This is a genomic window from Xylophilus sp. GW821-FHT01B05, from assembly GCA_038961845.1.
Lineage (GTDB): Bacteria > Pseudomonadota > Gammaproteobacteria > Burkholderiales > Burkholderiaceae_C > Xylophilus.
Genome location: CP152408.1, coordinates 3258385 through 3283693 on the forward strand (window position 1 = coordinate 3258385; position 25309 = coordinate 3283693).

The 25309-nt window shown below is 65.6% G+C and carries 20 protein-coding genes and 2 pseudogenes; 1 reads left to right on the top strand and 21 read right to left on the bottom strand.

Annotation, left to right across the window (positions count from 1 at the left end):
* Window position 1: 1 nt before the first annotated feature.
* The 9 genes and pseudogenes from AAFF27_15100 to scpA all read right to left on the bottom strand — a co-directional run bounded on the left by AAFF27_15100 (window position 2) and on the right by scpA (window position 10515).
* Window positions 2–490 carry a VOC family protein gene (locus AAFF27_15100; protein XAH21354.1) on the bottom strand — a complete coding sequence of 163 codons (489 nt, stop codon included), beginning with the start codon at window positions 488–490 and terminating at the stop codon, window positions 2–4.
* Complete coding sequence (bioB, locus tag AAFF27_15105; protein XAH21355.1) at window positions 487–1509, bottom strand: biotin synthase BioB; 1023 nt, start codon at window positions 1507–1509, stop codon at window positions 487–489. The genes AAFF27_15100 and bioB overlap by 4 nt, the downstream gene beginning before the upstream one ends.
* Window positions 1509–3557, bottom strand: coding sequence for an acetyl/propionyl/methylcrotonyl-CoA carboxylase subunit alpha (locus AAFF27_15110; GenBank protein ID XAH21356.1), 2049 nt, complete (start codon window positions 3555–3557; stop codon window positions 1509–1511). The genes bioB and AAFF27_15110 overlap by 1 nt, the downstream gene beginning before the upstream one ends.
* A 63-nt stretch (window positions 3558–3620) precedes the next feature.
* On the bottom strand, window positions 3621–4832 hold the full coding sequence (locus tag AAFF27_15115) for a serine hydrolase (GenBank protein ID XAH21357.1): 1212 nt from the start codon (window positions 4830–4832) through the stop codon (window positions 3621–3623).
* A gap of 58 nt (window positions 4833–4890) precedes the next feature.
* Window positions 4891–5175 carry a hypothetical protein gene (locus tag AAFF27_15120; GenBank protein ID XAH21358.1) on the bottom strand — a complete coding sequence of 95 codons (285 nt, stop codon included), beginning with the start codon at window positions 5173–5175 and terminating at the stop codon, window positions 4891–4893.
* A 48-nt stretch (window positions 5176–5223) separates the two neighbouring features.
* Window positions 5224–6756 (bottom strand): acyl-CoA carboxylase subunit beta, encoded by a 1533-nt coding sequence (locus tag AAFF27_15125; GenBank protein XAH21359.1) that lies wholly within the window; start codon window positions 6754–6756, stop codon window positions 5224–5226.
* A gap of 38 nt (window positions 6757–6794) precedes the next feature.
* Window positions 6795–7793 (bottom strand): methylmalonyl Co-A mutase-associated GTPase MeaB, encoded by a 999-nt coding sequence (gene meaB / locus AAFF27_15130; protein XAH26246.1) that lies wholly within the window; start codon window positions 7791–7793, stop codon window positions 6795–6797.
* Between the two features lie 282 nt (window positions 7794–8075).
* Window positions 8076–8435: pseudogene (locus AAFF27_15135) on the bottom strand (GIY-YIG nuclease family protein).
* Window positions 8338–10515 (bottom strand): methylmalonyl-CoA mutase, encoded by a 2178-nt coding sequence (gene scpA / locus AAFF27_15140; GenBank protein ID XAH21360.1) that lies wholly within the window; start codon window positions 10513–10515, stop codon window positions 8338–8340. The pseudogene AAFF27_15135 and the gene scpA overlap by 98 nt, the downstream one beginning before the upstream one ends.
* A 409-nt stretch (window positions 10516–10924) precedes the next feature.
* On the opposite strand from scpA, the gene AAFF27_15145 reads away from it, so the two are divergent.
* Window positions 10925–11560 (top strand): GntR family transcriptional regulator, encoded by a 636-nt coding sequence (locus AAFF27_15145; protein ID XAH21361.1) that lies wholly within the window; start codon window positions 10925–10927, stop codon window positions 11558–11560.
* A gap of 73 nt (window positions 11561–11633) precedes the next feature.
* Here AAFF27_15145 and AAFF27_15150 read toward each other — a convergent pair whose 3' ends face one another.
* The 12 genes and pseudogenes from AAFF27_15150 to AAFF27_15205 form a co-directional block, all read right to left on the bottom strand.
* Window positions 11634–13088: a M81 family metallopeptidase gene (locus tag AAFF27_15150; protein XAH21362.1), complete on the bottom strand. Its 1455-nt coding sequence runs from the start codon at window positions 13086–13088 to the stop codon at window positions 11634–11636.
* A 4-nt stretch (window positions 13089–13092) separates the two neighbouring features.
* Window positions 13093–13755 carry an energy transducer TonB gene (locus tag AAFF27_15155; GenBank protein XAH21363.1) on the bottom strand — a complete coding sequence of 221 codons (663 nt, stop codon included), beginning with the start codon at window positions 13753–13755 and terminating at the stop codon, window positions 13093–13095.
* Window positions 13752–14186 (bottom strand): biopolymer transporter ExbD, encoded by a 435-nt coding sequence (locus AAFF27_15160; GenBank protein ID XAH21364.1) that lies wholly within the window; start codon window positions 14184–14186, stop codon window positions 13752–13754. Before AAFF27_15160 ends, AAFF27_15155 begins: the two co-directional genes overlap by 4 nt.
* A gap of 12 nt (window positions 14187–14198) precedes the next feature.
* A complete protein-coding gene (locus AAFF27_15165) occupies window positions 14199–14627 on the bottom strand; it encodes a biopolymer transporter ExbD (protein ID XAH21365.1) in 429 nt (142 codons plus the stop codon).
* Window positions 14628–14661: 34 nt separating this feature from the next.
* Window positions 14662–15498, bottom strand: a complete 837-nt coding sequence (locus tag AAFF27_15170; GenBank protein ID XAH21366.1) for a MotA/TolQ/ExbB proton channel family protein — start codon at window positions 15496–15498, stop codon at window positions 14662–14664.
* A gap of 140 nt (window positions 15499–15638) precedes the next feature.
* Window positions 15639–16529 carry an alpha/beta hydrolase gene (locus AAFF27_15175; GenBank protein XAH26247.1) on the bottom strand — a complete coding sequence of 297 codons (891 nt, stop codon included), beginning with the start codon at window positions 16527–16529 and terminating at the stop codon, window positions 15639–15641.
* Between the two features lie 75 nt (window positions 16530–16604).
* Window positions 16605–18020, bottom strand: a pseudogene (locus tag AAFF27_15180) (M81 family metallopeptidase).
* On the bottom strand, window positions 18017–19693 hold the full coding sequence (locus AAFF27_15185; protein ID XAH21367.1) for a serine hydrolase domain-containing protein: 1677 nt from the start codon (window positions 19691–19693) through the stop codon (window positions 18017–18019). Before AAFF27_15185 ends, AAFF27_15180 begins: the two are co-directional and overlap by 4 nt.
* A 42-nt stretch (window positions 19694–19735) precedes the next feature.
* Window positions 19736–21130, bottom strand: a complete 1395-nt coding sequence (locus AAFF27_15190) for an MFS transporter (protein ID XAH21368.1) — start codon at window positions 21128–21130, stop codon at window positions 19736–19738.
* Window positions 21131–21132: 2 nt separating this feature from the next.
* Window positions 21133–23583, bottom strand: coding sequence for a TonB-dependent receptor (locus AAFF27_15195; protein XAH21369.1), 2451 nt, complete (start codon window positions 23581–23583; stop codon window positions 21133–21135).
* Window positions 23584–23708: 125 nt separating this feature from the next.
* Entirely contained in the window at window positions 23709–24707 is a 999-nt protein-coding gene (locus AAFF27_15200) for a FecR family protein (GenBank protein XAH21370.1), read from the bottom strand.
* Window positions 24704–25276, bottom strand: a complete 573-nt coding sequence (locus AAFF27_15205) for a sigma-70 family RNA polymerase sigma factor (protein ID XAH21371.1) — start codon at window positions 25274–25276, stop codon at window positions 24704–24706. Before AAFF27_15205 ends, AAFF27_15200 begins: the two co-directional genes overlap by 4 nt.
* Window positions 25277–25309: the final 33 nt, after the last annotated feature.

Genomic DNA, 25309 nt, shown 5'->3' on the forward strand with positions numbered 1-25309 from the left:
GTCATCCGGCGGCGACGGCAGACAGCGCCTGCACCACCTCGGGCGGCGCCTGCACCAGCTCGATCAGCACGCCCTCGCCCGCAATCGGAAACTGCTCGTTCGACTTGGGGTGCAGAAAGCAGATGTCATAGCCCGCCCCGCCGCGCCGGATGCCGCCCGGCGCAAAGCGCACGCCTTGCGCGGTAAGCCATTCAACGGCGCGGGGCAGGTCGTCGATCCACAGGCCGACATGGTTCAGCGGCGTGGTGTGGACGGCGGGCTTCTTGTCTGGGTCCAGCGGCTGCATCAGATCGACCTCGACCTTGAACGGGCCGCTGCCGATGGCGCAGATGTCCTCGTCCACGTTCTCGCTTTCGCTGCGGAAGGTGCCGGTGAACTCCAGGCCCAGCATGTCGACCCAGAGCTTTTGCAGGCGCAGTTTGTCGGGGCCGCCGATGGCGATCTGCTGCACGCCCAGCACCTTGAAGGGTCTTGCCAGGGGCGCGCTCATGCTTCGGTCACCGCCGTGTGACGCTGGTTCAGGCCCAGCTTGCGCAGCAGTTGCACGTCGGCTTCCACATCGGGGTTGCCGGTGACCAGCAGCTTGTCGCCGTAGAAGATGGAGTTGGCGCCGGCCATGAAGCACAGCGCCTGCACGGCCTCGCCCATTTGCTGGCGGCCGGCGGACAGGCGCACGCGCGCCTTGGGCATGGTGATGCGCGCCACGGCGATCACGCGCACAAAGTCGAACGGGTCGATCGGATCGCTGTCGGCCAGCGGCGTGCCGGGCACGCGCACCAGGCTGTTGATCGGCACGGATTCCGGATAGGGCTGCAGGTTGGCCAGTTGCGCGATCAGGCCGGCGCGGTGCACCGGCGCCTCGCCCATGCCGACGATGCCGCCGCAGCACACGCTGATGCCGGCGCTGCGCACATGCTGCAGGGTGTCGAGCCGGTCCTGGTAGGCGCGCGTGCTGACCACGTCGGTGTAGTACTCGGGCGCGGTGTCCAGGTTGTGGTTGTAGTAGTCCAGGCCCGCATCGCGCAGCGCCAGCGCCTGGTGCGATTCGAGCATGCCCAGCGTGGCGCAGGTCTGCATGCCCAGGCCTTTGACGGCGCCGATCAACGCCGCCACCTTCTCGATGTCGCGGTCCTTGGGCGCGCGCCAGGCGGCGCCCATGCAGAAGCGGGTGGCGCCGGCGTCTTTGGCGGCCTGGGCGGCGCGGACTACCTCGTCGACCTCCATCAGCTTTTGCGCCTTGACGCCGGTGTCGAACTCGGACGACTGCGGGCAGTAGCCGCAGTTCTCCGGGCAGCCGCCGGTCTTGACCGACAGCAGCGTGGCCAGCTCGATATCGCCCGCGGGCCAGTGCTGGCGGTGCACCGTCTGCGCCTGGAACACCAGATCCAGCAGCGGTTTATCCAGCAGCGCCTGCACCGCCTCGACCGGCCAGGGGCCGGCGGGGGCCACCAGCTTGGGCGGCCGGTGCAGGGTTACGGCCTGCACGTCTTGAAGATCCACTGCACTCATTACGCAAACTCCATGATGACTTGGTCGACAGACAGCGATTCTCCCTTGCCTGCGACCACCTTGCCCACCACACCGTCCTGGGTGGCAAACAGGATGTTCTCCATCTTCATGGCCTCGATCACGGCCAGCTTCTCGCCGGCCTGCACCTTCTGGCCGGGCTGCACCGCCACGTCCACCAGCAAGCCGGGCATGGGCGAGAGCAGGAACTTGCTCAGGTCTGGCGGCGCCTTGTAGGGCATCAGCTGGTGCAGGCGCGCGCCCAGCGGCGACAGCACCATGGCCTCGATCTGGGTGCCGTTGTGCTGGATGCGCATGGCCAGCGGGTTCTTTTGCGTGCCGCGCTCGATCTGCGCAACAAAAGGCTTGTCGTTGCAGATGCCCTGCACCCGCAGTTGGCCCATGCCGGCGCCGCTATCTATCTTGTAGCTAAAAGCCCCCGCCTGCACTACGCTAGCGCCTGTTTTTCCATGAAAGTCGGTTACCGACACCGGCGTGTAGACGTTCTTGCCCTCGGCCCCCAGCGTGACCACCACGAACTGCTCACCGATCTTCACGCCGTGCCCCGCCAGTTGCCCGCTGATGCCCGAGGCGCGCGCGCGGCTGCGGCGGTGCATGTAGGCGGCCAGGGCCACCAGAAAGTCGGGGTCGTCGTGCACCACGTCCTCGGCACGGAAGCCGTGGGCGTAGTGCTCGGCGATGAAGCCGGTGTTGAAGTCACCCGCTGCAAATTTGGGGTGCGCCAGCAGCGCGGCCTGGAACGGGATGTTGCTGCTGATGCCCCGGATCACAAAGCCATTGAGCGCCTCGCGCATCTTGGCGATGGCGTGCGCGCGGTCGGTGCCGTGCACGATGAGCTTGGCGATCATCGAGTCGTAGTACATCGGGATCTCGCCGCCTTCGTACACGCCGGTGTCCACCCGCGTGCCGTGCCAGTGCTGGGTGTCGGCCGCAAACATGGTCTGCTCTGGCGGCTGGAAGCGCACCAGCCGGCCGGTGCTGGGCAAGAAGCTGCGGAACGGGTCTTCGGCATTGATGCGGCACTCAATGGCCCAGCCATCGCGCTTGACCTGTGCCTGCGTCAAGGGCAGCGGCTCGCCGGCGGCGACGCGGATCATCAGCTCCACCAGGTCCAGCCCGGTAATGCATTCGGTCACCGGGTGCTCTACCTGCAGGCGCGTGTTCATCTCCAGAAAGTAAAAGCTCTGGTCCTTGCCCACCACGAACTCGACCGTGCCCGCGCTCTGGTACTTCACCGCCTTGGCCAGCGCCACCGCCTGCTCGCCCATGGCACGGCGCGTGGCGTCGCTGATGAAGGGCGAAGGCGCCTCTTCGATCACCTTCTGGTGCCGGCGCTGGATGGAGCATTCGCGCTCGTTCAGGTAGATCACATTGCCGTGCGAGTCGCCCAGCAGTTGAATCTCGATATGGCGCGGCTCTTCGACAAACTTCTCGATGAACACGCGGTCGTCGCCAAAGCTGTTGCGCGCCTCATTGCGGCAACTGGTGAAGCCCTCGAAGGCTTCCTTGTCGTTGAAGGCCACGCGCAAGCCCTTGCCACCGCCGCCCGCGCTGGCCTTGATCATCACCGGGTAGCCGATGCCCTTGGCGATTTCCACCGCCTTCTCAGCGGTTTCAATCGCGTCGTTGACACCAGGAATGCAATTGACGCCTGCAGCGCCGGCCAGCTTCTTGGACTCGATCTTGTCGCCCATGGCGGCAATCGAATAGTGCTTGGGGCCGATGAAGACGATGCCCTCTTCTTCCACCCGTTTGGCAAAGCCCGCGTTCTCGCTCAGAAAACCATAGCCTGGGTGCACCGCCTCAGCGCCGGTCTGCTTGCAGGCCGCAATGATCTTGTCGGCCTGCAGGTAGCTGTCGCGGCTGGGGGCGGCGCCGATGTGCACGGCCTCGTCGGCCAGCTCTACATGGCGGGCGTCGCGGTCGGCGTCGGAATAAACGGCGACCGTGGCAATGCCCATCTTCTTGGCCGTGAGGATGACGCGGCAGGCGATTTCGCCCCGATTTGCGATCAGAATTTTCTTGAACATCATGAAGCTCTCATTGGTTGTCGACGAGGAGCAGCGTGCGCTGCTCGCGAAGATAAAAGTTCATCAAAAGCGCCGAGGTGCATCCTGATTGGCTTGCCGGGCCTGGATGCTGCCGTGAAAGCCCGCGGCTTCCTTTTTTTGCAACGCCACATCGCTCTCGGTATCCGCATCCGCCCCTTTGGCCACTGCATCGATGACACCGCGCACCACGATGCCGACCAAGGCTCTTTCGTCGTCAACACTGGCCGCCAAGGCGACGACCACATGCCACGCCGGGAACACAAAGATGCGCTGCCCCTTGAAACCACTGGCATAGAAATAGGGCGTGCCTGCAAACTTGGCATCACCGATCCACCAGTGCAGGCCATAGCTCTTGTTGGGCCCGGGCTGGGTCGCCTCTTGCACGTAACTGGCGTCGAAGATTCTCTTGCCGTTCCACTCGCCCTGCTGCACGTAGAGCTGCCCCAGCTTCAGCATGTCCATCGGCCGAACGCGCAAGCCCCAGCCACCGGGATAGCGGCCCGTGCGGTCCTTGAACATCCAGTCGTAGTTGCTCATTTGCAAAGGCTCGAACAGCGTGGCCTTGCCAAAGCTCAGCAGGTCATCGCCCGCCACGGCAGCGATGACCGCGCCCGTCATCGACACATCGGCATCCGAATAGTTGAAGCGCGTGCCCGGCGGTGCAGCGAATGACGGCGAAAGCGCGTAAGCCAGGCGGTCATTCAAAGGGTCGTAGATGGGGTGGCAGCAAGGGTCGTGCTGGTAGTTCAAGCCCGAGCTCATCTGCATCACGTTCTTCAACGTAATCTGCCTTGCCTTGACCCAATCGCTATCGTTGATGCGGGAGGGTTGAGGCACCAGGTCTGCGATGGGTATGTCCACCGACTTGAGCTTCTCTTGGTACAGCAAGGCCCCGACCAGGGTGGAGGAGAACGACTTGGTGACCGACCACATCGAATGGTTGTATTGGCGACTCAGCCCGTCTTTGTAGCGCTCGAGCGAGAGCTTGCAGTCGCGCAGCACCAGCAAGGCCCGCACTTCCAGTTTGGAGTCGTCCAATGCATCGAGCATGCTGCCCAGGCGCGTGGAAGACAAGGCGACCTGGCTGGGCGGCGCGCTCGTAAAGTCTTTGCCAACCGGCGCATCGCAAGCGCCATCTGCCGCTTGCGCCGCAGAGGCAAACACCAGCAAGACCAGCGCCCAACCGGCCATAAGCATTTTGCTTTTCATGGCGTTTTTACAGGGGAATGTTCCCGTGCTCGGCGATTTCGCCACGGTTGGCGATCAGGATTTTGGTGAACATATTTTGTCTTCTGTGTGTGGGCTCACCGCCTCAGCGCTTGACCATTTCCCAATACCGGTAAGACCAGTAGATGGCGACCAGCACTAGCGGTGCGCCGATGCTGAGCCAGAAAGGGAGACCGAAACCGAAGAGCAGGATGAGTGCGCCTGCCGTGGCAATCGCCAGCGACACCGGCACCTGCCACCACTCGAAATGGGCCACGTCCGCTGCGTCCTCCTGCCAGGAACGCGCCGGCCGCTTCCTGGCTTCACGAACCTTTCGGAGCAGCACGACGTCCAGGATGAAACCCACGATACCCACGACGAAATCAAACATGTCGGCTCCGCTCGAATGGCCTGCGCTTGTCCGTGTGCCCGCGCCCGCTTACAGGGGGATATTGCCGTGCTTGCGCCACGGGTTCTCCAGCTTCTTGTCGCGCAGCATCACCAGCGACCGGCAAATGCGCTTGCGCGTCTCATGCGGCAGGATCACGTCGTCGATAAAGCCGCGCGCACCGGCCACAAACGGGTTGGCAAACCGGGCCTTGTATTCGGCCTCGCGCGCGGCCAGCTTGGCCGGGTCCTTGCGGTCTTCGCGGAAGATGATCTCTACCGCGCCCTTGGCGCCCATGACCGCGATCTCGGCGTTGGGCCAGGCAAAGTTGACGTCGCCGCGCAGGTGCTTGCTGCTCATCACGTCGTAGGCGCCGCCGTAGGCCTTGCGCGTGATGACGGTGACCTTGGGCACGGTGCACTCGGCATAGGCATACAGCAGCTTGGCGCCGTGCTTGATGATGCCGCCGTACTCCTGGCCGGTGCCGGGCATGAAGCCGGGCACGTCGACGAAGGTGATGACGGGGATGTTGAAGGCATCGCAAAAGCGCACGAAGCGCGCGGCCTTGATGCTGCTCTTGATGTCCAGGCAGCCGGCCAGCACCAGCGGCTGGTTGGCGACGATGCCCACGCTCTGCCCTTCCATGCGCGCAAAGCCGATGATGATGTTCTTGGCGTAGTCGGGCTGCAGCTCGAAGAAGTCGCCGTCGTCCACCACCTTGGTGATCAGCTCCTTCATGTCGTAGGGCTTGTTGGCGTTGTCGGGCACCAGGGTGTCGAGCGACAGGTCGGCGCGGTCGGCCGGGTCGCCGCTGGGGCGCACGGGCGGCTTCTCGCGGTTGTTGAGCGGCAGGTAGTTGTAGAGGCGGCGCAGCATCATCAGCGCCTCTACGTCGTTCTCAAACGCCATGTCGGCCACGCCGCTCTTGCTGGTGTGGGTGCCGGCGCCGCCCAGTTCCTCTGCCGTGACTTCTTCGTGCGTGACGGTCTTCACCACCTCGGGGCCGGTGACGAACATGTAGCTGCTGTCCTTCACCATGAAGATGAAGTCGGTCATGGCCGGCGAGTACACCGCGCCGCCCGCGCAGGGGCCCATGATCATGCTGATCTGCGGCACCACGCCGCTGGCCAGCACGTTCTTCTGGAACACGTCGGCATAGCCGCCCAAAGACGCCACGCCTTCCTGGATGCGGGCACCGCCCGAGTCGTTGAGGCCGATCACCGGCGCGCCGACCTTCATCGCCTGGTCCATCACCTTGCAGATCTTCTCGGCATGGGTCTCGGACAGCGCGCCGCCAAAGACGGTGAAGTCCTGGCTGAAGACAAACACCAGGCGGCCGTTGATCATGCCGTAGCCGGTGACCACGCCGTCGCCCGGGATCTTGTTGTCTTCCATGCCGAAGTCGGTGCAGCGGTGCTCGACGAACATGTCCCACTCTTCGAAGGTGTTGTCGTCCAGCAGCAGCTCGATGCGCTCGCGCGCGGTGAGCTTGCCCTTGGCGTGCTGCGCGGCAATGCGCTTTACGCCGCCGCCCTGGCGCGCCTGCTCGCGCTTCTTTTCCAGTTGTTCGAGGATGTCTTGCATGAGGAAGGTTCTCCGTTGTGGCGTTGCGGCGGCGCTACTTAATCAATAGCACCATGCCCAGGTGCAGCCTGGGCTGCGAGTAGATTTCTTGCTGCAGTGGAGGCTGCCAGTGTGCCGGCGCGCACCTCGGCCGTGAGTTGTGGCAGCAGCTCACGCACCTGCGGGTGTTGGCGAAACGCCTGCTTCAGCCCGGCGTCTATGCGCTCCCACATCCAGGCCAGTGCCTGCTGCTGGCGCCGGTAGGCCAGCCGGCCGCTGGCCGCCTGCTGGCTGCGGAATTCGGTCACTGTGTCCCAGAACGTATCCACGCCCTGCCCCAGCAGCGCGCTCAGTTGCTGCACGCGCGGCTGCCAGGCAGCGCCCAGGCCCGCGCCCTCATGGCCGCCGTGCATGCCCAGCAAGCGCAATGAGGAGGTGATCTGCGCCTGCGCGCGCATTGCGGCATTGGCGTCGATGTCGGCCTTGTTGATGACGACCAGATCGGCGATCTCCATCACGCCCTTCTTGATCGCCTGCAGGTCGTCGCCGGCATTGGGCAGTTGCATCAGCACGAACATGTCGGTCATGCCAGCCACCGCGATCTCGCTCTGGCCCACGCCCACGGTCTCGACGATCACCACGTCATAGCCCGCCGCTTCGCAGACCAGCATGGCCTCGCGCGTTTTCTCGGCCACGCCGCCCAGCGTGCCGGACGATGGGCTGGGCCGGATGTAGGCCTGCTCGTGCACCGACAGCCGCTCCATGCGCGTCTTGTCGCCCAGGATGGAGCCGCCCGAAACGGTGGAAGACGGATCGATGGTGAGCACCGCCACGCGGTGGCCCAGCGCGATCAGGTGCAGGCCCAGCGCCTCGATGAAGGTCGATTTGCCCACGCCCGGTACACCGCTGATGCCGAGGCGAAAGGCCCGGCCGGTATGCGGCAGCAGTGCGGTCAGCAGCTCGTCGGCCTGCGCACGGTGGTCGACGCGGGTGGATTCGAGCAGGGTGATGGCTTTGGCGATGGCGCGGCGTTGGGGGAGCGTGGGGGCGTGGAGGATGCCTTCGACAAGCTCAGGCCGAACGGTGGGGGTAGATGGTGGGGGTGTGGGGCCTTCGACGGGCTCAGGCCGAACGGGGAGTCGGGTTGATGGTGAATGTGCTGGGCCTTCGATGGGCTCAGGCCGAACGGGGGTGGGCTGACTGAACAAAGCCTGCTCCTCCCCCAACCGTTCGGGCTGAGCTTGTCGAAGCCGGGTAGCCCCGTCTACAACCTTCCCGGAACGCGCCAGTTGCTGAACAGCATCCCAATCCCCCCGCACCAACGCCTCCTTCTTCGCCCGCGACCATCCCTTGATCTGCTGCTCAAACGCAATCGCGCCCTCGCGCGTTTCGAACTCGCCCTGCCACAGCAGTTCGACCGGCTTGCGCATGGCGATGTAGCCGGTATCGCTTACCGCGTGCTGCTGCATGCGTGCGTCAATGTCATCGGTATGGCCCGCGTAGTACGAGCCATCCGCGCAGCGCAACAAGTAGACGTAGAAGGGTTTCATGAACAGATGACAACGCGGCTTCGACAGGCTCCGCCCGAACGGCAAAAGGCTATCAGACCGCCACGGCCTTGCGGATCTGCTCCAGCACATCCTTTGCACTGGCCGGGATCGGCGTGCCCGGCCCGTAGATGCCCTTGACGCCGGCCTCATACAAGAAGTCGTAGTCCTGCCGCGGGATCACGCCGCCGACAAACACGATGATGTCGTCCGCGCCCTGCGCCTTGAGCGATTCGATGATGGCTGGCACCAGCGTCTTGTGGCCGGCCGCCAGCGTGCTGACGCCCACCGCGTGCACATCGTTCTCGATGGCCTGGCGCGCGCATTCTTCGGCGGTCTGGAACAGCGGGCCCATGTCCACGTCAAAGCCCAGGTCGGCGAAGGCGGTGGCCACCACCTTGGCGCCGCGGTCGTGGCCGTCCTGGCCGAGCTTGGCGATCATCACGCGCGGGCGGCGGCCTTCGGCCTCGGCGAAGGCGTTGATCTCTTCCTTGAGTTTGTCCCAGCCTTCGGCCGAGTCGTAGGCGGCGGCGTAGACGCCGGTGACCTTCTGCGTGTCGGCGCGGTGGCGGCCAAAGACCTTTTCCAGCGCGTCAGACACCTCGCCCACCGTGGCGCGCAGGCGCACGGCCTCTATGCACAAGGCCAGCAGGTTGCCCTGGCCGGACTCGGCCGCCGCCGTGAGCGCATCCAGCGCGGCCTGCACCTTGGTGCTGTCGCGCTTGTCGCGTATGGCCTTGAGCCGCGCGATCTGGCCGTCGCGCACCTTCACGTTGTCGATGGACAGGCTGTCGATGGCGTCTTCGGTCTTGAGCTTGTATTTGTTGACGCCCACGATCACGTCCTTGCCCGAGTCGATGCGCGCCTGCTTCTCGGCTGCGGCGGCCTCGATCTTGAGCTTGGCCCAGCCGCTGTCGACCGCCTTGGTCATGCCGCCCATGGCCTCGACCTCTTCGATGATGGTCCAGGCGGCGTCGGCCATGTCCTGGGTGAGCTTTTCCATCATGTAGCTGCCGGCCCAGGGGTCGATCACGCTGGTGATGTGGGTCTCTTCCTGGATGATGAGCTGGGTATTGCGGGCAATGCGCGCGCTGAACTCGGTCGGCAGCGCAATGGCTTCGTCCAGCGCATTGGTGTGCAGGCTCTGCGTGCCGCCAAACACCGCGGCCATGGCCTCGATGGTGGTGCGCACCACGTTGTTGTACGGGTCTTGCTCGGTCAGGCTCCAGCCGCTGGTCTGGCAGTGCGTGCGCAGCATCAGGCTTTTGGGGTTCTTGGGGTTGAACTCTTTCATGATGCGGCACCACAGCAGGCGCGCGGCGCGCATCTTGGCCACTTCCAGGTAGAAGTTCATGCCGATGGCCCAGAAGAAGCTCAGGCGCCCGGCAAAGCCATCCACATCCAGGCCCTTGGCCAGCGCGGTCTTCACGTATTCCTTGCCATCGGCCAGGGTGAAGGCCAGCTCCAGCGCCTGGTTGGCGCCGGCCTCTTGCATGTGGTAGCCGCTGATGCTGATCGAGTTGAACTTGGGCATGCGCTGCGCCGTGTACTCGATGATGTCGCCGATGATGCGGATGCTGGGCTCGGGCGGGTAGATGTAGGTGTTGCGGACCATGAACTCCTTCAGGATGTCGTTCTGGATGGTTCCGCTCAGTTGGTCTTGCGCCACGCCCTGCTCTTCTGCCGCCACCACGTAGCCCGCCAGCACCGGCAGCACGGCGCCGTTCATGGTCATGGACACGCTGACCTTGTCCAGCGGGATCTGGTCAAACAGGATCTTCATGTCCTCCACGCTGTCGATCGCCACGCCGGCCTTGCCGACGTCACCGGTCACGCGCGGGTGGTCGCTGTCGTAGCCGCGGTGGGTGGCCAGGTCAAACGCCACCGACACGCCCTGCCCGCCCGCGGCCAGGGCCTTGCGGTAGAAGGCGTTGGATTCTTCTGCGGTCGAGAAGCCCGCGTACTGGCGGATGGTCCAGGGCCGCACCGCGTACATGGTGGCCTGCGGGCCGCGCAGAAAGGGCTCGAAGCCCGGCAGCGTGTCGGCGTAGGGCAAATCCTTTACGTCGGCCGCCGTGTACAGCGGCTTGACGGTGATGCCGTCGGGCGTGACCCAGTTCAGCGCCGCCACGTCGCCGCCAGGGGCGGATTTGGCCGCAGCCTTCTGCCAGGCCTCAAGGCTGGCGCGGGCAAATTCCGGCTTGGAGGAAGGGGCGGTGTTGTCCTGGCTCATGGCGCTTTTCAGTCTGCTGGCTCGTGATTGACATGCGCCAGTCGGTCCGGTTGGCGCGCCCTAAGAGCCTGTTTGCGATCTCTATGGGGTCGCGCAAGAGTCTTTGCGGGATGGGATGCAAGGCGCGGTGCGCAGCCAATAGCTCGGCTATTGGCAAGCGCCGCAACGCAGCAGACCGCCCGCAAAGACTCTTGCCCGAAGGGTTGGAGTGAAATCGGGCGATTGAGCGCCCCATCTGCTTGCATGGGCATGAGCCCATGCGGCGCAGACTGGGCCACTCACTCATCCCGATTGCACTCCAACGCGATCCCCATACAGATCGCAAACAGGCTCTAGCATTCATCTCGGCGGGCAGTGTAGCCCATCCGTAATTATTGATTCTGAATTTTTAACGCCTAGAATCCGGCCCATGTCTGCCCTGTCCCTTGCGCCCCGCCCGCTCTACGAAGAAGTTGCCGAACTGCTGCGGCAGCGCATCTTCCAGCGCGAGCTGGCGCCGGGCAGCTGGATCGACGAGATGAAGCTGGCCGAGGAATACGGCATCAGCCGCACCCCTCTGCGCGAGGCGCTGAAGGTGCTGGCGGCAGAAGGCCTGGTGACCATGAAGGTGCGGCGCGGCGCCTATGTCACCGAGGTGTCGGACAAGGACCTGGCCGACGTCTACCACCTGCTGGGCCTGCTGGAGAGCGACGCCGCCGGCGTGGTTGCCGCCCGCGCCACGCCCGAGCAGGTGCGCGCGCTGCAAGCCCTGCACGACGAGCTGGAGGCCGCCATAGCAGACCGCGAGCAGTTCTTTGCCTTGAACGAGCGCTTCCACATGCAATTGCTGGCCTTTGCCGACAACCGCTGGCGCGACCAGATGGTGGCCGACCTGCGCAAGGTGATGAAGCTCAACCGCCATAACTCGCTGCTGAAGTCCGGCCGCCTGCAGGAGTCGCTGCAAGAGCACCGCGCCCTGATGGCCGCGATTGCCGCAGGCGATGCGGGTGCCGCCACGCAGCGCATGCAGCAGCACTTTTTGAACGGGCTGGAAGCTGCGGCCTGATTGTTCGCTACGTTATTCATAGCTAATAGCCCAGGCCCCGCCTGGGCTTCAGGCACTTTTCCTCAAAATTCCCTCAACCTGCGATTACATCAAGCGGCCACTTGGGGCGCCGCAGCTTGCGATACGGCAGGGTGCTGATATCCAGCGTCACGACGCCGGGCGCGCCGGCATAGATCACGTGCTGCGCCAGCCTGGAGTACGAGGCATAGAAGTGCTGCGATGACTTCACCACGACCATCTTCTTGTGTGCCAGCTCGCAGCCCAACTGCGTGAACAGGTCGGTGCCCATGGCCTGGTTGCGCAGCGTGATCAGCACGATCTCGATGCCGTGGGCCTCGACCAGCGCGCAATCGCCCATGGGCGTGGGCGTGCCAGACAGGCCGCTCATCACCAGGCCGTGCTTCAGCGCCTTTACCGTGCATTCCAGGTCAAGCGGATCGCCCGAGAGCGGGCTGATCTTGCCGCCGATGCGCATGGGCAGCCTGGCGCCCACGCCGGCATCGAAGGCGATGCGCACCGCAACCGGGTCCCACATCGGGCCCAGGGCTGCGTTGCCAATGCCGCGCTCGATCATGCGGCGCAGGATGAAGGTAGCGTCACCCGCCGCACCGCCGCCCGGGTTGTCGGCGCCATCGGCCAGCACCACCAGGCCGCCGTCGAAGGCCAGTGCCTGATCCAGCGCGGCGTCGATGCCGGGGTAATGGACCGTGAGGCCATCGCGCATGGCGATCAGCTCGTCGGCCAACTGGCGCGCCAGCGCATCGGCCTGCGCCTGATCACCATCGGTGTAGACCAGCAGCTTGGTGCCCATCTCGGGCACATCGCCCCATGAGAAGCCGTGCGCAATCGAGATCGACAGCACGCCGCTCTGGCCTTCAAGCGACTGGATACGGTCCACAAAGCCGCGCGCCGGTTCGCGCGAGGTGTGGACGGTGACGATCATCTCGCAATCGACCATGGCAGACACCGGCTTGACCCGGCCTTCGACCATGGCGGCGCACAGGTCGACCAGTTCAAGGCCGCGCTCCAGCACATCGGTGTGCGGGTACTCCTTGAAGGCAATCATCAAGTCGGCATGGGCCACCATGGCCGGCGTCAGGTGGCAGTGCGGATCAAGCTCCACGCCCACCACCACGCCCGGGCCGACGATCTTGCGCACGCGCGCCAGCAGGTCGCCTTCGCAGTCGTCATAGCCGTCGGCCACCATCGCGCCGTGCAGGCCGAGCAGCACCATATCCACGGGCAGCACCGCGCGCAGGTCGGCCAGCAGCTCTTCGCGCAGCGTCTCGTAGGCATGGCGCGTGGTCGTGCCGCCGGGCTGCGCGCCGGCCACCAGGCCCTCGCACAATTGCCAGCCGCGCTCGGCACCGCGCAGGCGCGCGGCCCACAGCGGGCCGGCATAGAGGCTCATCTGGTCGGGATGCTGGCCCGCCGGGTAGTAGCCAAAGTCCTTGAAAGAAGCCAGGCCCGTTGGCATCGGCGCGAAGGTGTTGGTTTCTACCGCGAGGGTGGCGCTGAAGACTCTCATGTGGCTAGTCGAACTTGAAGATGAATTCCTGCGTGGCCAGGATCTCGGCGTCGCCCGTGGTCTGGCATTCGTAGCGCATCATCGCCGCGCGCACCGCCGCGTGGTAGACGCGCGGCCCCGACACAAAGCGCACATCGGTCACATGGTTGCCCTTGATGCGCACCTCGGCCACGACGACACCGCTGATGCCTTCGTTCAGTGCCTTGCGCGGCATCTCGGGCCTGACCTGCTTCGGGCAGGCCACCGCGATGTCGGTGGAGGCCGATCGCTGCGGCGCTGGTGGCGCGGGTGGTGCGGGCGGCGCCGGTGGTGCAGCAGGCGGCGGCGCCACGGGCTCGACGCTTTGCACGGCAGTAATGGCGGGTGCCGTGCTCACGGGTGGTGTCACCGCCGGCGGCGGCACATAGGCCGGTCGCGGTGGTGGCGGGGCCTTTGGCACCTCTTGCCGGACGATCTTCTTGGGCGGCAGCGGTGGGGGTGGCGGCGGCGGAGGCAGCTTGACCTCGGTGATGATGGTGGCGTCCATAGGCTTCTTGATCAGCTCTATCGTCTGGCGCGCCAGACCGGACACCAGCGCGTATCCAAGCAAGAGGTGAAACAACACCATCAGGCCGATGCCGACCGGACCGAAGCGGGTTTTGGGATCGAAGTCTTTGGATCGGCTCATGGAATGAATTGCTCCGAACCGACGATGCCCAGCTTGGTCAGGCCCACGCGTTGCGCCGCGGCCATCACGCCGGCCACGACCTTGTATTGGGCGTGCTTGTCGGGGCGCAGATGCACCTCGGGCTGCACGGCTTGCGCCGCGACCTGCTCGAAGCGCCGCTCGACCTCCGGCAGATCGGCGATGGCGTCGCCGTTCCACAGAATGGTGCTGCGCCCATCGACGTCGATGCGCAACACCTCGGGCTTGATGTCGCTCGGCGGCGGGTTGCCGTTGGGCATGTTCAGGTTGACCGCGTGCAACTGGATCGGAATGGTGATGATCAGCATGATCAGCAGCACCAGCATCACGTCGATCAACGGCGTGGTGTTGATGTCCATCATGGGCTCATCGGAAGGCGTGCCGCTGCGGCGCCCTTGCTTTTGTTTTCGCATGGCTGTGTCTTCTCAGTTGCGCGCGGGTGGCTCGGTGATGAAGCCCACCTTGACGATGCCGGCGGCCTGGCACGCATAGATGATCTTGCCCACCGGCTCGTAGTCAGACTGCCAGTCGCCGCGGATGTGCACCTCGGGTTGCGGGGTCTGCGCGGCCACCTTCTTCAGCTTGTCGGCCAGGCCTTCCACGTCGCGCACGGGGGTGTCGTACCAGTAGATCCGCCCTGCCGCATCCACCGACAGCACGACGGTCTCCGGCTTGCTTTCGCGCACCTCGTTGCGCTCCTTCGGCACCTGCACCGGAACCGAATAGTTAACGACCGGAATGGTGATGAGGAAGATGATCAGCAGCACCAACATCACGTCCACCAGCGGCGTGGTGTTGATGGCGGCGATGGCCTGGTCCTCGTCACCACCAGCCGATGGAATGTTCATTGCCATGGTGCGCCTTGGGTGGTGTGCAGTGGCAAGGGTGTCAGGCCGGAGCGCTACCGGCCAGGATCACGGAGTGCAGCTCGCCGCTGAACTCACGCACGTCGTCCATCACGGTGATATTGCGGCGCAGCAGCCAGTTGTAGCCCAGCACGGCGGGCACGGCGACGGCCAGGCCGATGGCGGTCATGATCAGCGCCTCGCCCACCGGGCCGGCCACCTTGTCGATCGATGCCTGCCCGGCCACGCCAATGGCGGTGAGCGCGTGGTAGATGCCCCAGACGGTGCCAAACAAGCCCACGAACGGCGAGGTGGAGCCCACCGTTGCCAGCAAGGACATGCCGTTGCTCAGGCGCCGCTGCACGCGCTCTGTGGCGCGGTGGATGCACAGGTCCACGAAGTCGGCAAAGTCCACCTTGCCGCGCAGGCCGTCGTGCTTCTTGGTGGCATGCACACCGGCATCGGCGATGAAGCGGAACGGGCTGCCTTCGGCAAGCTTCTCGGTGCCGGCCTGCACGCTGCTGGCGTTCCAGAACGCGTCATCTACCTGCTTGGCCTGCCGGCCCATGCGGGTCTGCTCAAACAGCTTGATGACGATCACATACCAACTGGCCATCGACATGATCACCAGAATGGCCAGCACGGCCTTGGTCACGGCATCGCTCTGCGCCCAAAGCGCGCCCAGACCATAGGGGCTGTCGACCTTGGCGCTTGCCGCCGGTGCCAGCGCAGCGGCGGCAGGCGCCACAGTGCTCGCGGCGTCCGTCGTCGACGCAGCTTCGGTTTGGGCCTGGACCGCGGGCGCTGCGCCCACAAGACAGAAGGCCAGGATCAATGCAGAGGCCGGCGCCAGCAGTCTTGCGATAAGCGTTTTCATCATGGGGTTCTCCGGGAAAAAGGAAAGAGAAATCAAGGTAACTACTCACCCCGTTCGCCCTGAGCCTGTCGAAGGGCTTGGCGATGCGTGGCAGGCTTCGACAAGCTCAGCCCGAACGGTGTAGAGACCTGAGTAGTTACGAATCAAGCGCCTTCGAGCTGGGCCATCACCTGGTCGACCTCTTCGGCCACGCGGCTCACGAAGGGCGGCAACAGCACCAGGGTCATGTGCTCGGCGCCTTCGACCACGTTCAGGCGGCCTCGCGTCGACAGCGCCGCATGCGCCTGCTGGTACTCGGGCCAGCGCTGCTGCACCGCGGCAGCGCCCTCGGTGCCAGGCGGCAGCTTCTGCAGCACCCCTGCCCACAGCACCGACAGCGGACGCGCCCCCAGATCGGGTGACGCACCGGCCTGCCGGGCCACGTCTGGAAGGCTCACCAGCTCCTTCTTCATCGTGTCGAGGGCTTGCGGCGTGTAGGTCGCGGCCAGTTGCTGCAAGACATGGGGCATGTCGGCAAAGATGGCCTGCACCGGCGCAAATTCCGGCGGCGGTGGGCCGCCAGCCTGGAACCTGGCGCGCTTGTCGCGCTCTGCGGCAAGCGGCGCCTCTGGCAACGCGTGGAACAGCTCGAACTGGTCCGGGTGGCTGGCGTCAAGCATGACGAGCCCCACCACTTGCTCTGGATACAGAGCGGTATAGACGCGGTTCAGCAAACCACCGAGCGAATGGCCGATCAGCACGATCGGGCCGCTCACGCCGGCGGCGGCCAGCAGCGCATGCAGGTCGCGCGCGTTGCGCTGCCCATCGAAGGGCGCATCGTCGGCATCGCTCCAGCCCATGCCCGCGCGGTCATAGCTGATCACCGGGTACTTGGCCGCCAGCGCTTTCTGCAGGCGTGCATAGAGCGGCGAGGCGCAGCCACCGCCGGCTTCGATCACAAGCGTGGGCTGCGTGGCGCTGGCCGGCGCGGGGCCGCTGCGCTGCAGGTGCATCTTGCGGCCGCCCACGGTATAGAGCTCGCCGGGCGCGGGCATGTGCCAGGCGTGCGCTGCCGGCTTGCTGCCGCGCTGCGGCTGTTCCACGCGCGGCCAGTAGTCAAGGTCGCGCACGCGGTAGGGCAGCGCGGCGAAGTCGTTGCTGAGCGCACCCGGCGTGGAAACATAGAACACCGCCTTGGCGATGGGCGCGAACTGCGCGTGGAAGTGCTGCGCAGACTTGACCACGATCAGCTTCTTGGCCGCCAGATCAATGCCCAGGCCGGTGAACATGTCGGTCGACATGACCTGGCTGCGCTTGCTGATGAGCACGATGCCCAGGCCGTTGGCGGCCTGCACCCACACGCTGCGCCCCAGGACCGTGCGCGTGCCAGGTGTAAGGCCGGCTTGCGTGTAGTCGTCGTGCACGGCTTTGACCGTTACGCGCAGGTCAACCGGGTCGCCCGAGGCCTCTCCGCATTTGCCGCCCAGGCGCAGGTCGAAGCTGGCGCCAACACCTGCGTCATGGCACAGGTGGATCGCGCCCAGGTCCCAGAAGGCACCCATGGCCACGTTGGCGATGTTCTGCTCCAGCACGGCACGCAGGATGAAGGTGGCATCGCTGGTGGCGCCGCCGCCGGCGTTGTCTGACATGTCGGCCAGCACCACGGGGCCGCCCTCCACTGCCAGCGCCTTGCGCAAGGCCTCGTCTACCGACAGCGCGCCTGCGCCGATCTGGTGGCGCAGGTTCCAGAATTCCTGGCCCAGTTCATCCGCGAGTTTCGCGGCCAGCGCCGGATTGTTGTCCGTCACCACCCACAGCTTGGCACCCGCCTCAGGCACATCGGCCCATGGGAAGCCATGGCCCAACGATACCGACAGCACGCCCGGCAGTTGCTCGCACTCCTGCATGCGGCGCACAAAGCCGGCCATGGGCTCGCGCGTGGTGTGCCAGAGGCCGACCATACGGCAATCGTGCACGGCCGTGGTGGGCCGCACGCGGCCTTCTGCGGCGTCGATCACGATGCGGGTCAGCTCGCGCAGGCGCAGCGCCACGTCGGTGTGGGGGTACTCCTTGTAGCCCACGATCACGTCCGACTGGCTCAGCATCTGCTGCGTGAAGTGGCAATGCAGGTCCAGCTCGACACCGATCGGCACCTTGGGCCCGACGATGGCGCGCACGCGCGAGATCAGGTCGCCCTCGCAATCGTCGTAGCCGTCGGCGACCATGGCGCCGTGCAGCACCAGGATCACGCCATCCACCGGGCCGGCCCGGGTCAGATCGGCAAGGATCTCGTCGCGCAGGTTTTCATACACCGCGCGCACGGTGCGGCCCAGCGGCTGCGCAAAGGCCAGCAGGCTCTCGACCATGTCGTGGCCTTCGGCTGCCAGCAGCCTGCGCAGCTCTATCGCGAACATGCCATAGCCGTCTGCATCACGCGTGCTGGAGTCACCGTGGAACACGCCGTATTCGTTGAAACTGCCCCAGCCGGTGGGGGCCGACACGAAGGTGTTGGTTTCCGTGGCAAGAAGGGTGGTGAAGAACTTCATGCGCTGGCCTCTTGGCGAACAAGGTGGATGCGGCGGGTGCGCAAGGTGTCCAGGCGCAGGCCCACGACCTGGCCCGCATTGCGCTCGACGTTGAGGATCGATCTGCCCAGTTGGGCCAGCACCGGGTCGGTCGAGGTAAGCACCATGACGTCGTCCGAGAGGATCTTCAGTGCTGCGGCCTGGTGGCCGTAGCGGCCCTGCACGGTCAACAGCAAGTTGCCGTCTACCAGCTCCATCTGCGCGCTGGCGTCAAGGTCTGCGCTGCGATAGCTGCCGCACAGCTGCGTTGCCAGCGAGGCGGCGTCGGGCGGCACATCGGGCAGCAGCTCGAAGCGGCGCGGGTTCCCGCCCTCGCGCAGGGTAAAGGCGTGGGGCGCTTTCTCTGCATCCACCACATCGGACACATCGATTTCCAGGTCATTGGTGGGCAGGTCCTGCAGGCCCAGCCACAAGCGGCTTTCGTCCTCGTGCATGACCAGGTTGGCAGAACCCTGCCAGGACATGGCCAGCTTGCCGCCGACGTCGGCAAAGCTGACCACGCTGCCGGTGGTCGGTGCGTGGTAGCGCTGGCCAAGCAGCGCAGGGTACGCCGCAGCTTTTGGACGCTCGTCCTGGGGTTCGGGCAGCTTGTCGGCCAGCAGCAGCTCGACCAGCTTGATCGACAGCGCGCTTGGCGATACCGGCGCCCCGTTCGCCATGATGATGATGTCCAGGCCATGGCCAGGCACGGTGAGCATCTGCGACGATGCGCCAAGCACGGCGCCCGCGTGGTGGATGATTTCCACCCCGCGGTAGGGATGCCGGGCCTGCCCGCAGCCATAGCTCACCGTGGCGCCAGAAGACAGCGTGGTCGGTGCCGACAACAGCGCCCAGGTCTCGGCGCTGCCCACGGCTCTTTCGCTGCTGCGCAGGTGTTCGAGCCAGCGCAGCATGTCGTCCACCGTCGAGATCAGCGAGCCGCCGCCGTCGAGTTCGCAGGGGTAGAGGCCACGCTTCCATCCGCCGCCAAGCGCCGGCATGTAGAGGCCGGCAAGGCGGGCGTGTACCTCCAGATCGGTGTCTACCGATTCGGTGTCGGGCATGCCCAAGGGGCCGAATACGCGCGCCTTCAGGAAGGCGTTGAAGCTCTGCCCGCTGACGCGCTCGATGATCTTCGCCAGCAGGTGGTAGCCGCCATTGCTGTAGACCATCTGCGTGCCGGGCTCGAAGTTCAGCTCGCTCTGGCGGGCCATCGCCGGCAGCCCCGGCCCCGCCGCATGAAAGGTCAGCCCGTGCGCGATGGCCCACAGCTCGTCATGGCCACGCCAGCCACTGGTGTGGGTCATCAACTGACGTAGCGTGGGGCCGTTGGCGCTCAGCTGCGGCAGCTCGGGCAGGTGCTTTTGCGCCATGTCGTCGATGTCGAGCAGGCCGTCCTCGGCCAGCAACAGCACGGCAAATGCCGTGAACTGCTTGCTGGTCGAAGCGATGCGCATGCGGGTGGTTGGCGTAAGGGCCACGCCCAGCTCCAGGCTGGCCATGCCAAAGGCACGGCGATACAGCAGCTTGCCGTTTTGCGCGACGCCGATCACCAGACCGGGCGCATCGCTGCGGTTGAGGGGCGCCAGCAAGGCATCGATCGCGGCAAGTCCGGCCGGCACCTGGGCAACCGGGGTGGGAGTGGATTCAGACATGGAAAGCTCGGGTTGTTGGGACAGGGAAGAACATCGAAGGCATCAGGAAGAGGTCTGTGCCGCGCGCATCAGGCGCACAAATGCGCCTTCGGACAAACGCAGCATCAGCGCCCCCAGGACGCCGCCGATCAGCGTCGTGGCGACGACGGCGGTGGCCAAGCCGTTGGGCACGGACTTGAGGCTGTCGGACAGCACACCGACCGTGAGCGGGCCCAGCACGCCGAAAGGCAGGCTGGCCATGGTGAGCAAGGCGATGGTCCGGCTGCGCAGGTGCGCCGGGGCCGCGTCCTGCAGCACGTTGGGCAGCAGCACCGCGCCGCTAATGAGGGGCACGACCAGCAAGGCCAGCAGCATGAAGACGTCGGTCGACGAACGCATGAACAGCATCAGGACCGACAACAGCGCAGCCGCGAGATTGCCCAGCATGATGATGCGCAGTGCGGCCGCAGGCCCCATGCGGCGCTGCATGAAGCGCATCACGCCGACACCCACCGCGCCGCCGACCAGCGTGCCGGTGAGGAAGGCCAGGCCGATGCCTCGCCCCACCTCTGCCGGTGTCGCGCCAAACTCGCGCGCCGCGACGATCGGCAGCCAGCTGCCGATCGAGCTCAGCCCGACCGAGCCCAGGCCAAAGCCGGTCACCAGGCAGGCAAAGGTGCGCCAATGCGCGCGCAGGTGCTCACGGAAGGTGATGGCGTTGTCGGGGGTGACGGCATCGAAGCCCTCTGCCGCTGGCGTCCCTGCCTTGCCCCGGCCTTTGGTTCGACGGATCGACAGCACCAGCAAGGCCACGGGCGCGCCCAGCGCGGCCATGACGAAGAAGGTCAGCCGCCATGCCTCGTATGCCTGCATGGACACGGGCAGCAGGTGCCGTATGTGGTCGGTCAGGTTCACGACGCTGCCGCCCGCCAGCGCGCCCAGGGCACCGCCGAAAATGATGGACAGCGCAAACACCGCGTTGGCCAACACCCGCTGCGCCCGTGGGAACAGGTCGGGGATCATGCTGTTGGTGATGGGCGTGAGACCGGCCTCGCCCACTCCCAGGCCAATGGAGGCGATGAACAACACGCCATAGCCCTCTGCCGTGCCGCGCAGGCCGGTCGCGGCGCTCCACAGCACCACGCAGGCGGCCAGCACCACGCGGCGGTCGTAGCGGTCGCTGAGCCAGCCCAGCGGCAGCGTGGCGATGCCGGTGAACAGCACCAGGCCCGCGCCCTGCAGCAAACCCAGCTGGGTGTCGGACAAGGTGAGCGAGTGCCGCATCGGCTCGGTCAGCAGCGTGAGCACGACCTTGTCGACCGCGCCCAACACCGTTGCGACGACCAGCACGGCCAGCGCGTACCAGGCGCTGAGCGGTGCTTTCTGGGTTGCTGCAAGCGGTCCGGCATGTGGTGCCTCCATCGTCAACGGCACCGAACCCGGAGTAATGCTCGACATGGTCAGAACGGCACGGTCATGGCCACGCCGATGGTGCGCGGCGGGGCCACCGCGACCAGCGCCTGGTTCGGGACAAGGCCCGCCTCGGCAGACAGGATGCCCCGCCTGTCGGCCAGATTACGGACGTAGGCAGAGACATTGAAGCGCTTGAAATCAATGCCGGCCTGCAGATCGATCTGCGTGAAGGCCGCCAGCTTGATGCTGGGCGCCACGGTGCTGCCGGGATAGCCCGCATCGCGCTTGCCGGTGTAGCGCGCGCTGATGCCAACGTAGGCGTCGTGATCGGCAAGCTTGAAGTTGCGTGTCACCCCGGCCGCAGCCGAGAAGCGCGGCGTCGTCGGCAAGCGCGCGCCGGCCTTGGCCTGGAGTCCTGCAGCGTCGGTGGTCAGGCGTGCATCGATCAGGGACACGGAGGTGTGGGCGCGCCAATCGCGGTTGGGCAGCCAGTTGAGCATCAGCTCGCTGCCACGGATGCGGGCATCGCCTGCGTTGGTGTAGAAGCCGAAGCCGCCATCGCGGATCGGCTGCTGGATGTTGCTCCACTCGATGTCGTAGACGGTGGCTTCCACAGACAAGGTCCGGTCCAGCAGGTCGGCCTTGTAGCCCAGCTCATAGCTCCACAGCGAATCCGACTCGAACATCGGTTTCACGACGTCCCGGTTGGTGTTGGGCTTGAGCCCGTTGGGCCCGCCCGGCCGGTAGCCGCTCGCCGCGCGGAAGTACACATTGCTGATGTTCGTGAGGGCGTACTTGACGGTAGCAAGGTAGGTGGTCGGGCTCTCGGCCGAGGTTCCGCCACCTGTTGAGGGCACAGGGCCCACCAACAGGCCAGAAGATGCGTCGGTGTAGGACTGCTTGTTGTGTGCCACGCGCACGCCACCGGTGAAGGACAAGGCGGGCGTTGCGTGCCAGGTGACGTCACCGTAGGCCGCCGTCTCGCGGTAGCGGCTGGGCTTGGCCGACATCAGCAGGTTGATGTCGGGAAGCCCGCCGCTCAGGTTCGCATCGATCCGGCCATCCGTGCTGCCGCGCTCGCGGTTCAGGTAGAGGCCGGCAAGCCATTCGATCGAGGAGCCCGAGCGCGAGGTCAGGCGAAACTCCTGGCTGACCCGGTGCTGGTCCACGTTGCTGATCAGCGGGACCGAGGTGGCCGGCAGGCCCGCGCCCCTCACCACGGGCAGGTAGACGCTGCTGATGTCTGCGGAGTTGCGGATCTTCACGTCCTGCGACGAGGTGATCGAGTTCAGGCGGGCCCAGCCAAAGTCGTATTCCACATCCATGCCCAGCAAGGTCGTGCGGTTGCTGTAGGGCTCGCTCGTGTACAGCTGCCGCGCCCGGGCCCCATTGATCGAGCGGCCGGTCGCGATATCCATGTCTTCAAAGCCCAGACCCTGGCGACGCACCTCTTGGGTTGTGGCCGTCAGGCGAACGGTCAGGTCTCTGGTGGGCGTCACCATCAAGGAGATCCGGCCGCCTTCGGTACGGCCGCGGTCGATGTTGTTGCCCGCGGCTGGGCCGACGGCGTCATAGCTGCCACCCACGCGGTCGCTGAAGGCGGCGATGCGCACGGCAGCCACATCCTCCTTGATCGGCACGTTGAGCACGGTGCTTACCGTGTTGCCAGGGCCACCGCCCTCGGTCCATGAGGTACCGAACTTCACCGAGCCCGAGAACTCGCTCGAATCAGGCTGATTGGTCACGTACTTGAGCACGCCCCCCATGGCACCCGCGCCATACAGCGTGCCCTGCGGGCCGCGCAGGACCTCGATGTGGTGCAGGTCGAGCATGCCCATGTCCAGCGGGCTGAAGCCGCCAAGCGCATAGGCCGAGCTCATGCCCGTTGCCACGTCGTCGATGTACACCCCCACGGTGGCGATGGTCTGCGAAGGGCCGGTGGTCAGCCCACGCATGCTGAGCGAGCCACCCACGGTGCCGCTGCTGGTGAGGGTCACGCCTGGTTGGTCGGCAATGTAGTCGGCCAGGTTCTTGGCGCCTTCGCGCTCCAGCTTCTCGCTCGGCAGCACGTTGACCTGCATCGGCACCTCACGCACCGGCTCGCGGCGGCGGGTGGCCGTGACGGTGACGCTGTCGAGCGCCTGGGGGCGCTCTTCGGCCGGTGGCGTCGCCGCATGGACAGCCGGCGCAGCGGCATAGATCACGATCGCACCATCGTCGCCGCGGCGCGTGAGCAGCGGGGTTCCTTCAAGCAGGCGCGACAGCGCCTCTTGCGGCGAGAGCGCACCCTTCACGCCTCGCGTGGCCACGCCACTGACATCGTCAACCTTGTAGAGCAACTGCACGCCACCCTGGGCGGCATAGGCATCGAGTGCGGTCTTCAGGTCGCCGCCGCCGACATCGAAGCCTTGTTGCGCCGGGCTTTGCGCCTGGGCCTGCATGGACAGCCCTCCCATCAGCGCCCACGTACCTCCCACGACCCAAGGGCGGATGGCCATCCATTTGCGCTTATTCACGGACAGCAGACGGGGGCTTGGCACGACTCGATTCATGATGATCTTCCAGCGTGGTATTTGTTTGGGTACCCACTGAGACGAATGCCCCGTCACATTCCGGTAATAAGTTAGTTGGAAATCCTTATTTCTTTGCCGTTCTCTTGAACCGCAAGGCCAAACCCCTGTTTGAGCAAGGCCACGAAGCCGCTCATGTTGCTGGCGTCGAAGCTGCCACCAATGCGGATACGCGCAATGGCCGGGTCGGCAATCACCAACTGCCTGGTGTTGTAGCGGTTGAACTGGGCCGCCGCATCGCCCAAGGTCATCTGGTCGAACACCAGCCGGCCCTGGCGCCAGCTCAGCTCGTCGTCGATCTGCTTCTGCGCCTTCGACAGCACCAGCAAGTTGCCGGCACTGGCCACCGCCGCCTGGTTGCGCGTGAGCACGGTGGGCTCACCGCCTTTGCTGCTCTTGTCGCCCTGCGCTGACGCAATCTGTACGCGCCCTTCTTCCACCGTCACGTTCACCTGATCGCCCTGGCGCCGAACCAGAAAGCGCGTGCCCAGCACGGTGATGCGGCGGTCGCCGGCCATCACGACGAAGGGGTGCTGCTTGTCGTGTGCAATATCAAAGAAGGCCTCGCCGTCTTCGAGCCACACCTTGCGCTCACTCTTGTTCACCGAGGTGCGTACGTGCGTTGCAGTGTTGAGCGTGAGCACCGAGCCATCCGGCAGCGCGACCGATTGGCGGGCACCTACGGCGGTGGCGTAGTGCTCGCCCTGCAAACCCTGCGTGTACTGCCAGCCCAGCCAGCCGCAACCGGCGGCCGCGAGCAGTACGCCAGCAGCAATGCGTTGCATGGAGAAACGCGGCAGCCGTGGCGCGGGTGCTGCCTGCGGTACGGGCTCGGCTGCTGGTGGTGCCGCCTGCGCCGGTGGTGCCCGCAGGGCGCTCAGCCGGTCGCTGCGCTGCCAGACGCTGGAGAGCCGCAGCCAGGCCACGCGGTGCGCGATCGATTCGGCGATCCAGGCGTCCAGGGCCTGCTGGTCGGTGTCGGTCCATGCGCCGCTGTCGCGGCGTGCCAGCCAGTCGGCGGCAATGGATTCAATGTGTTGGGCTTCCGTCATGTCGAGAGTCTCTTGTCATTCTGTGCCCGACCGAAGGCCTTGGTGTCGAGCTGCACGCCGCTGGAGAGCAGCGCGTCAGCCAGAGCCCGCACGCCTCGCGACACCTGCCGCTCGACTGTGTCTTCGGTGATGCCCAGTTGCGTGGCCACCTCGCGCTGCGAGAGGCCGTCGATCTTGCGCATCTCCACGACGCGGCGGCACTTGGAGGGCAAGGCGTCGAGCGCCGTCTGCAGCAGCCGCAGCTCGCCACGGCCCGCAGCGTGGCGCTCGGGCGTGAGTTCGTCGGCCGAAAAATCGAGCGCATCGAGGTCGGCAATGATCTCGATGGAGACGATCTGCGCCCGTCGCGCACGGTCGATCAACAGGTTGCGTGCCGTGGTGAAGACAAAGGGCTTCACCAGATCGGGCACGCCTTTGGCGGCTGACTCATAAATGCGTATGTAGACGTCCTGGCGCAGGTCGGGTATTTCAGCGTCGTCGCGCCAGTTGCGGCGAAGAAAACGCGTAAGCGCGGCCTCCATCGGCAGCACCTCCCTCACGAACCAGTTGTCCAAGTCACTGAGAACCAAAGAAGCGCTCCTGGGGGGCCTAGCAAAAGGCCG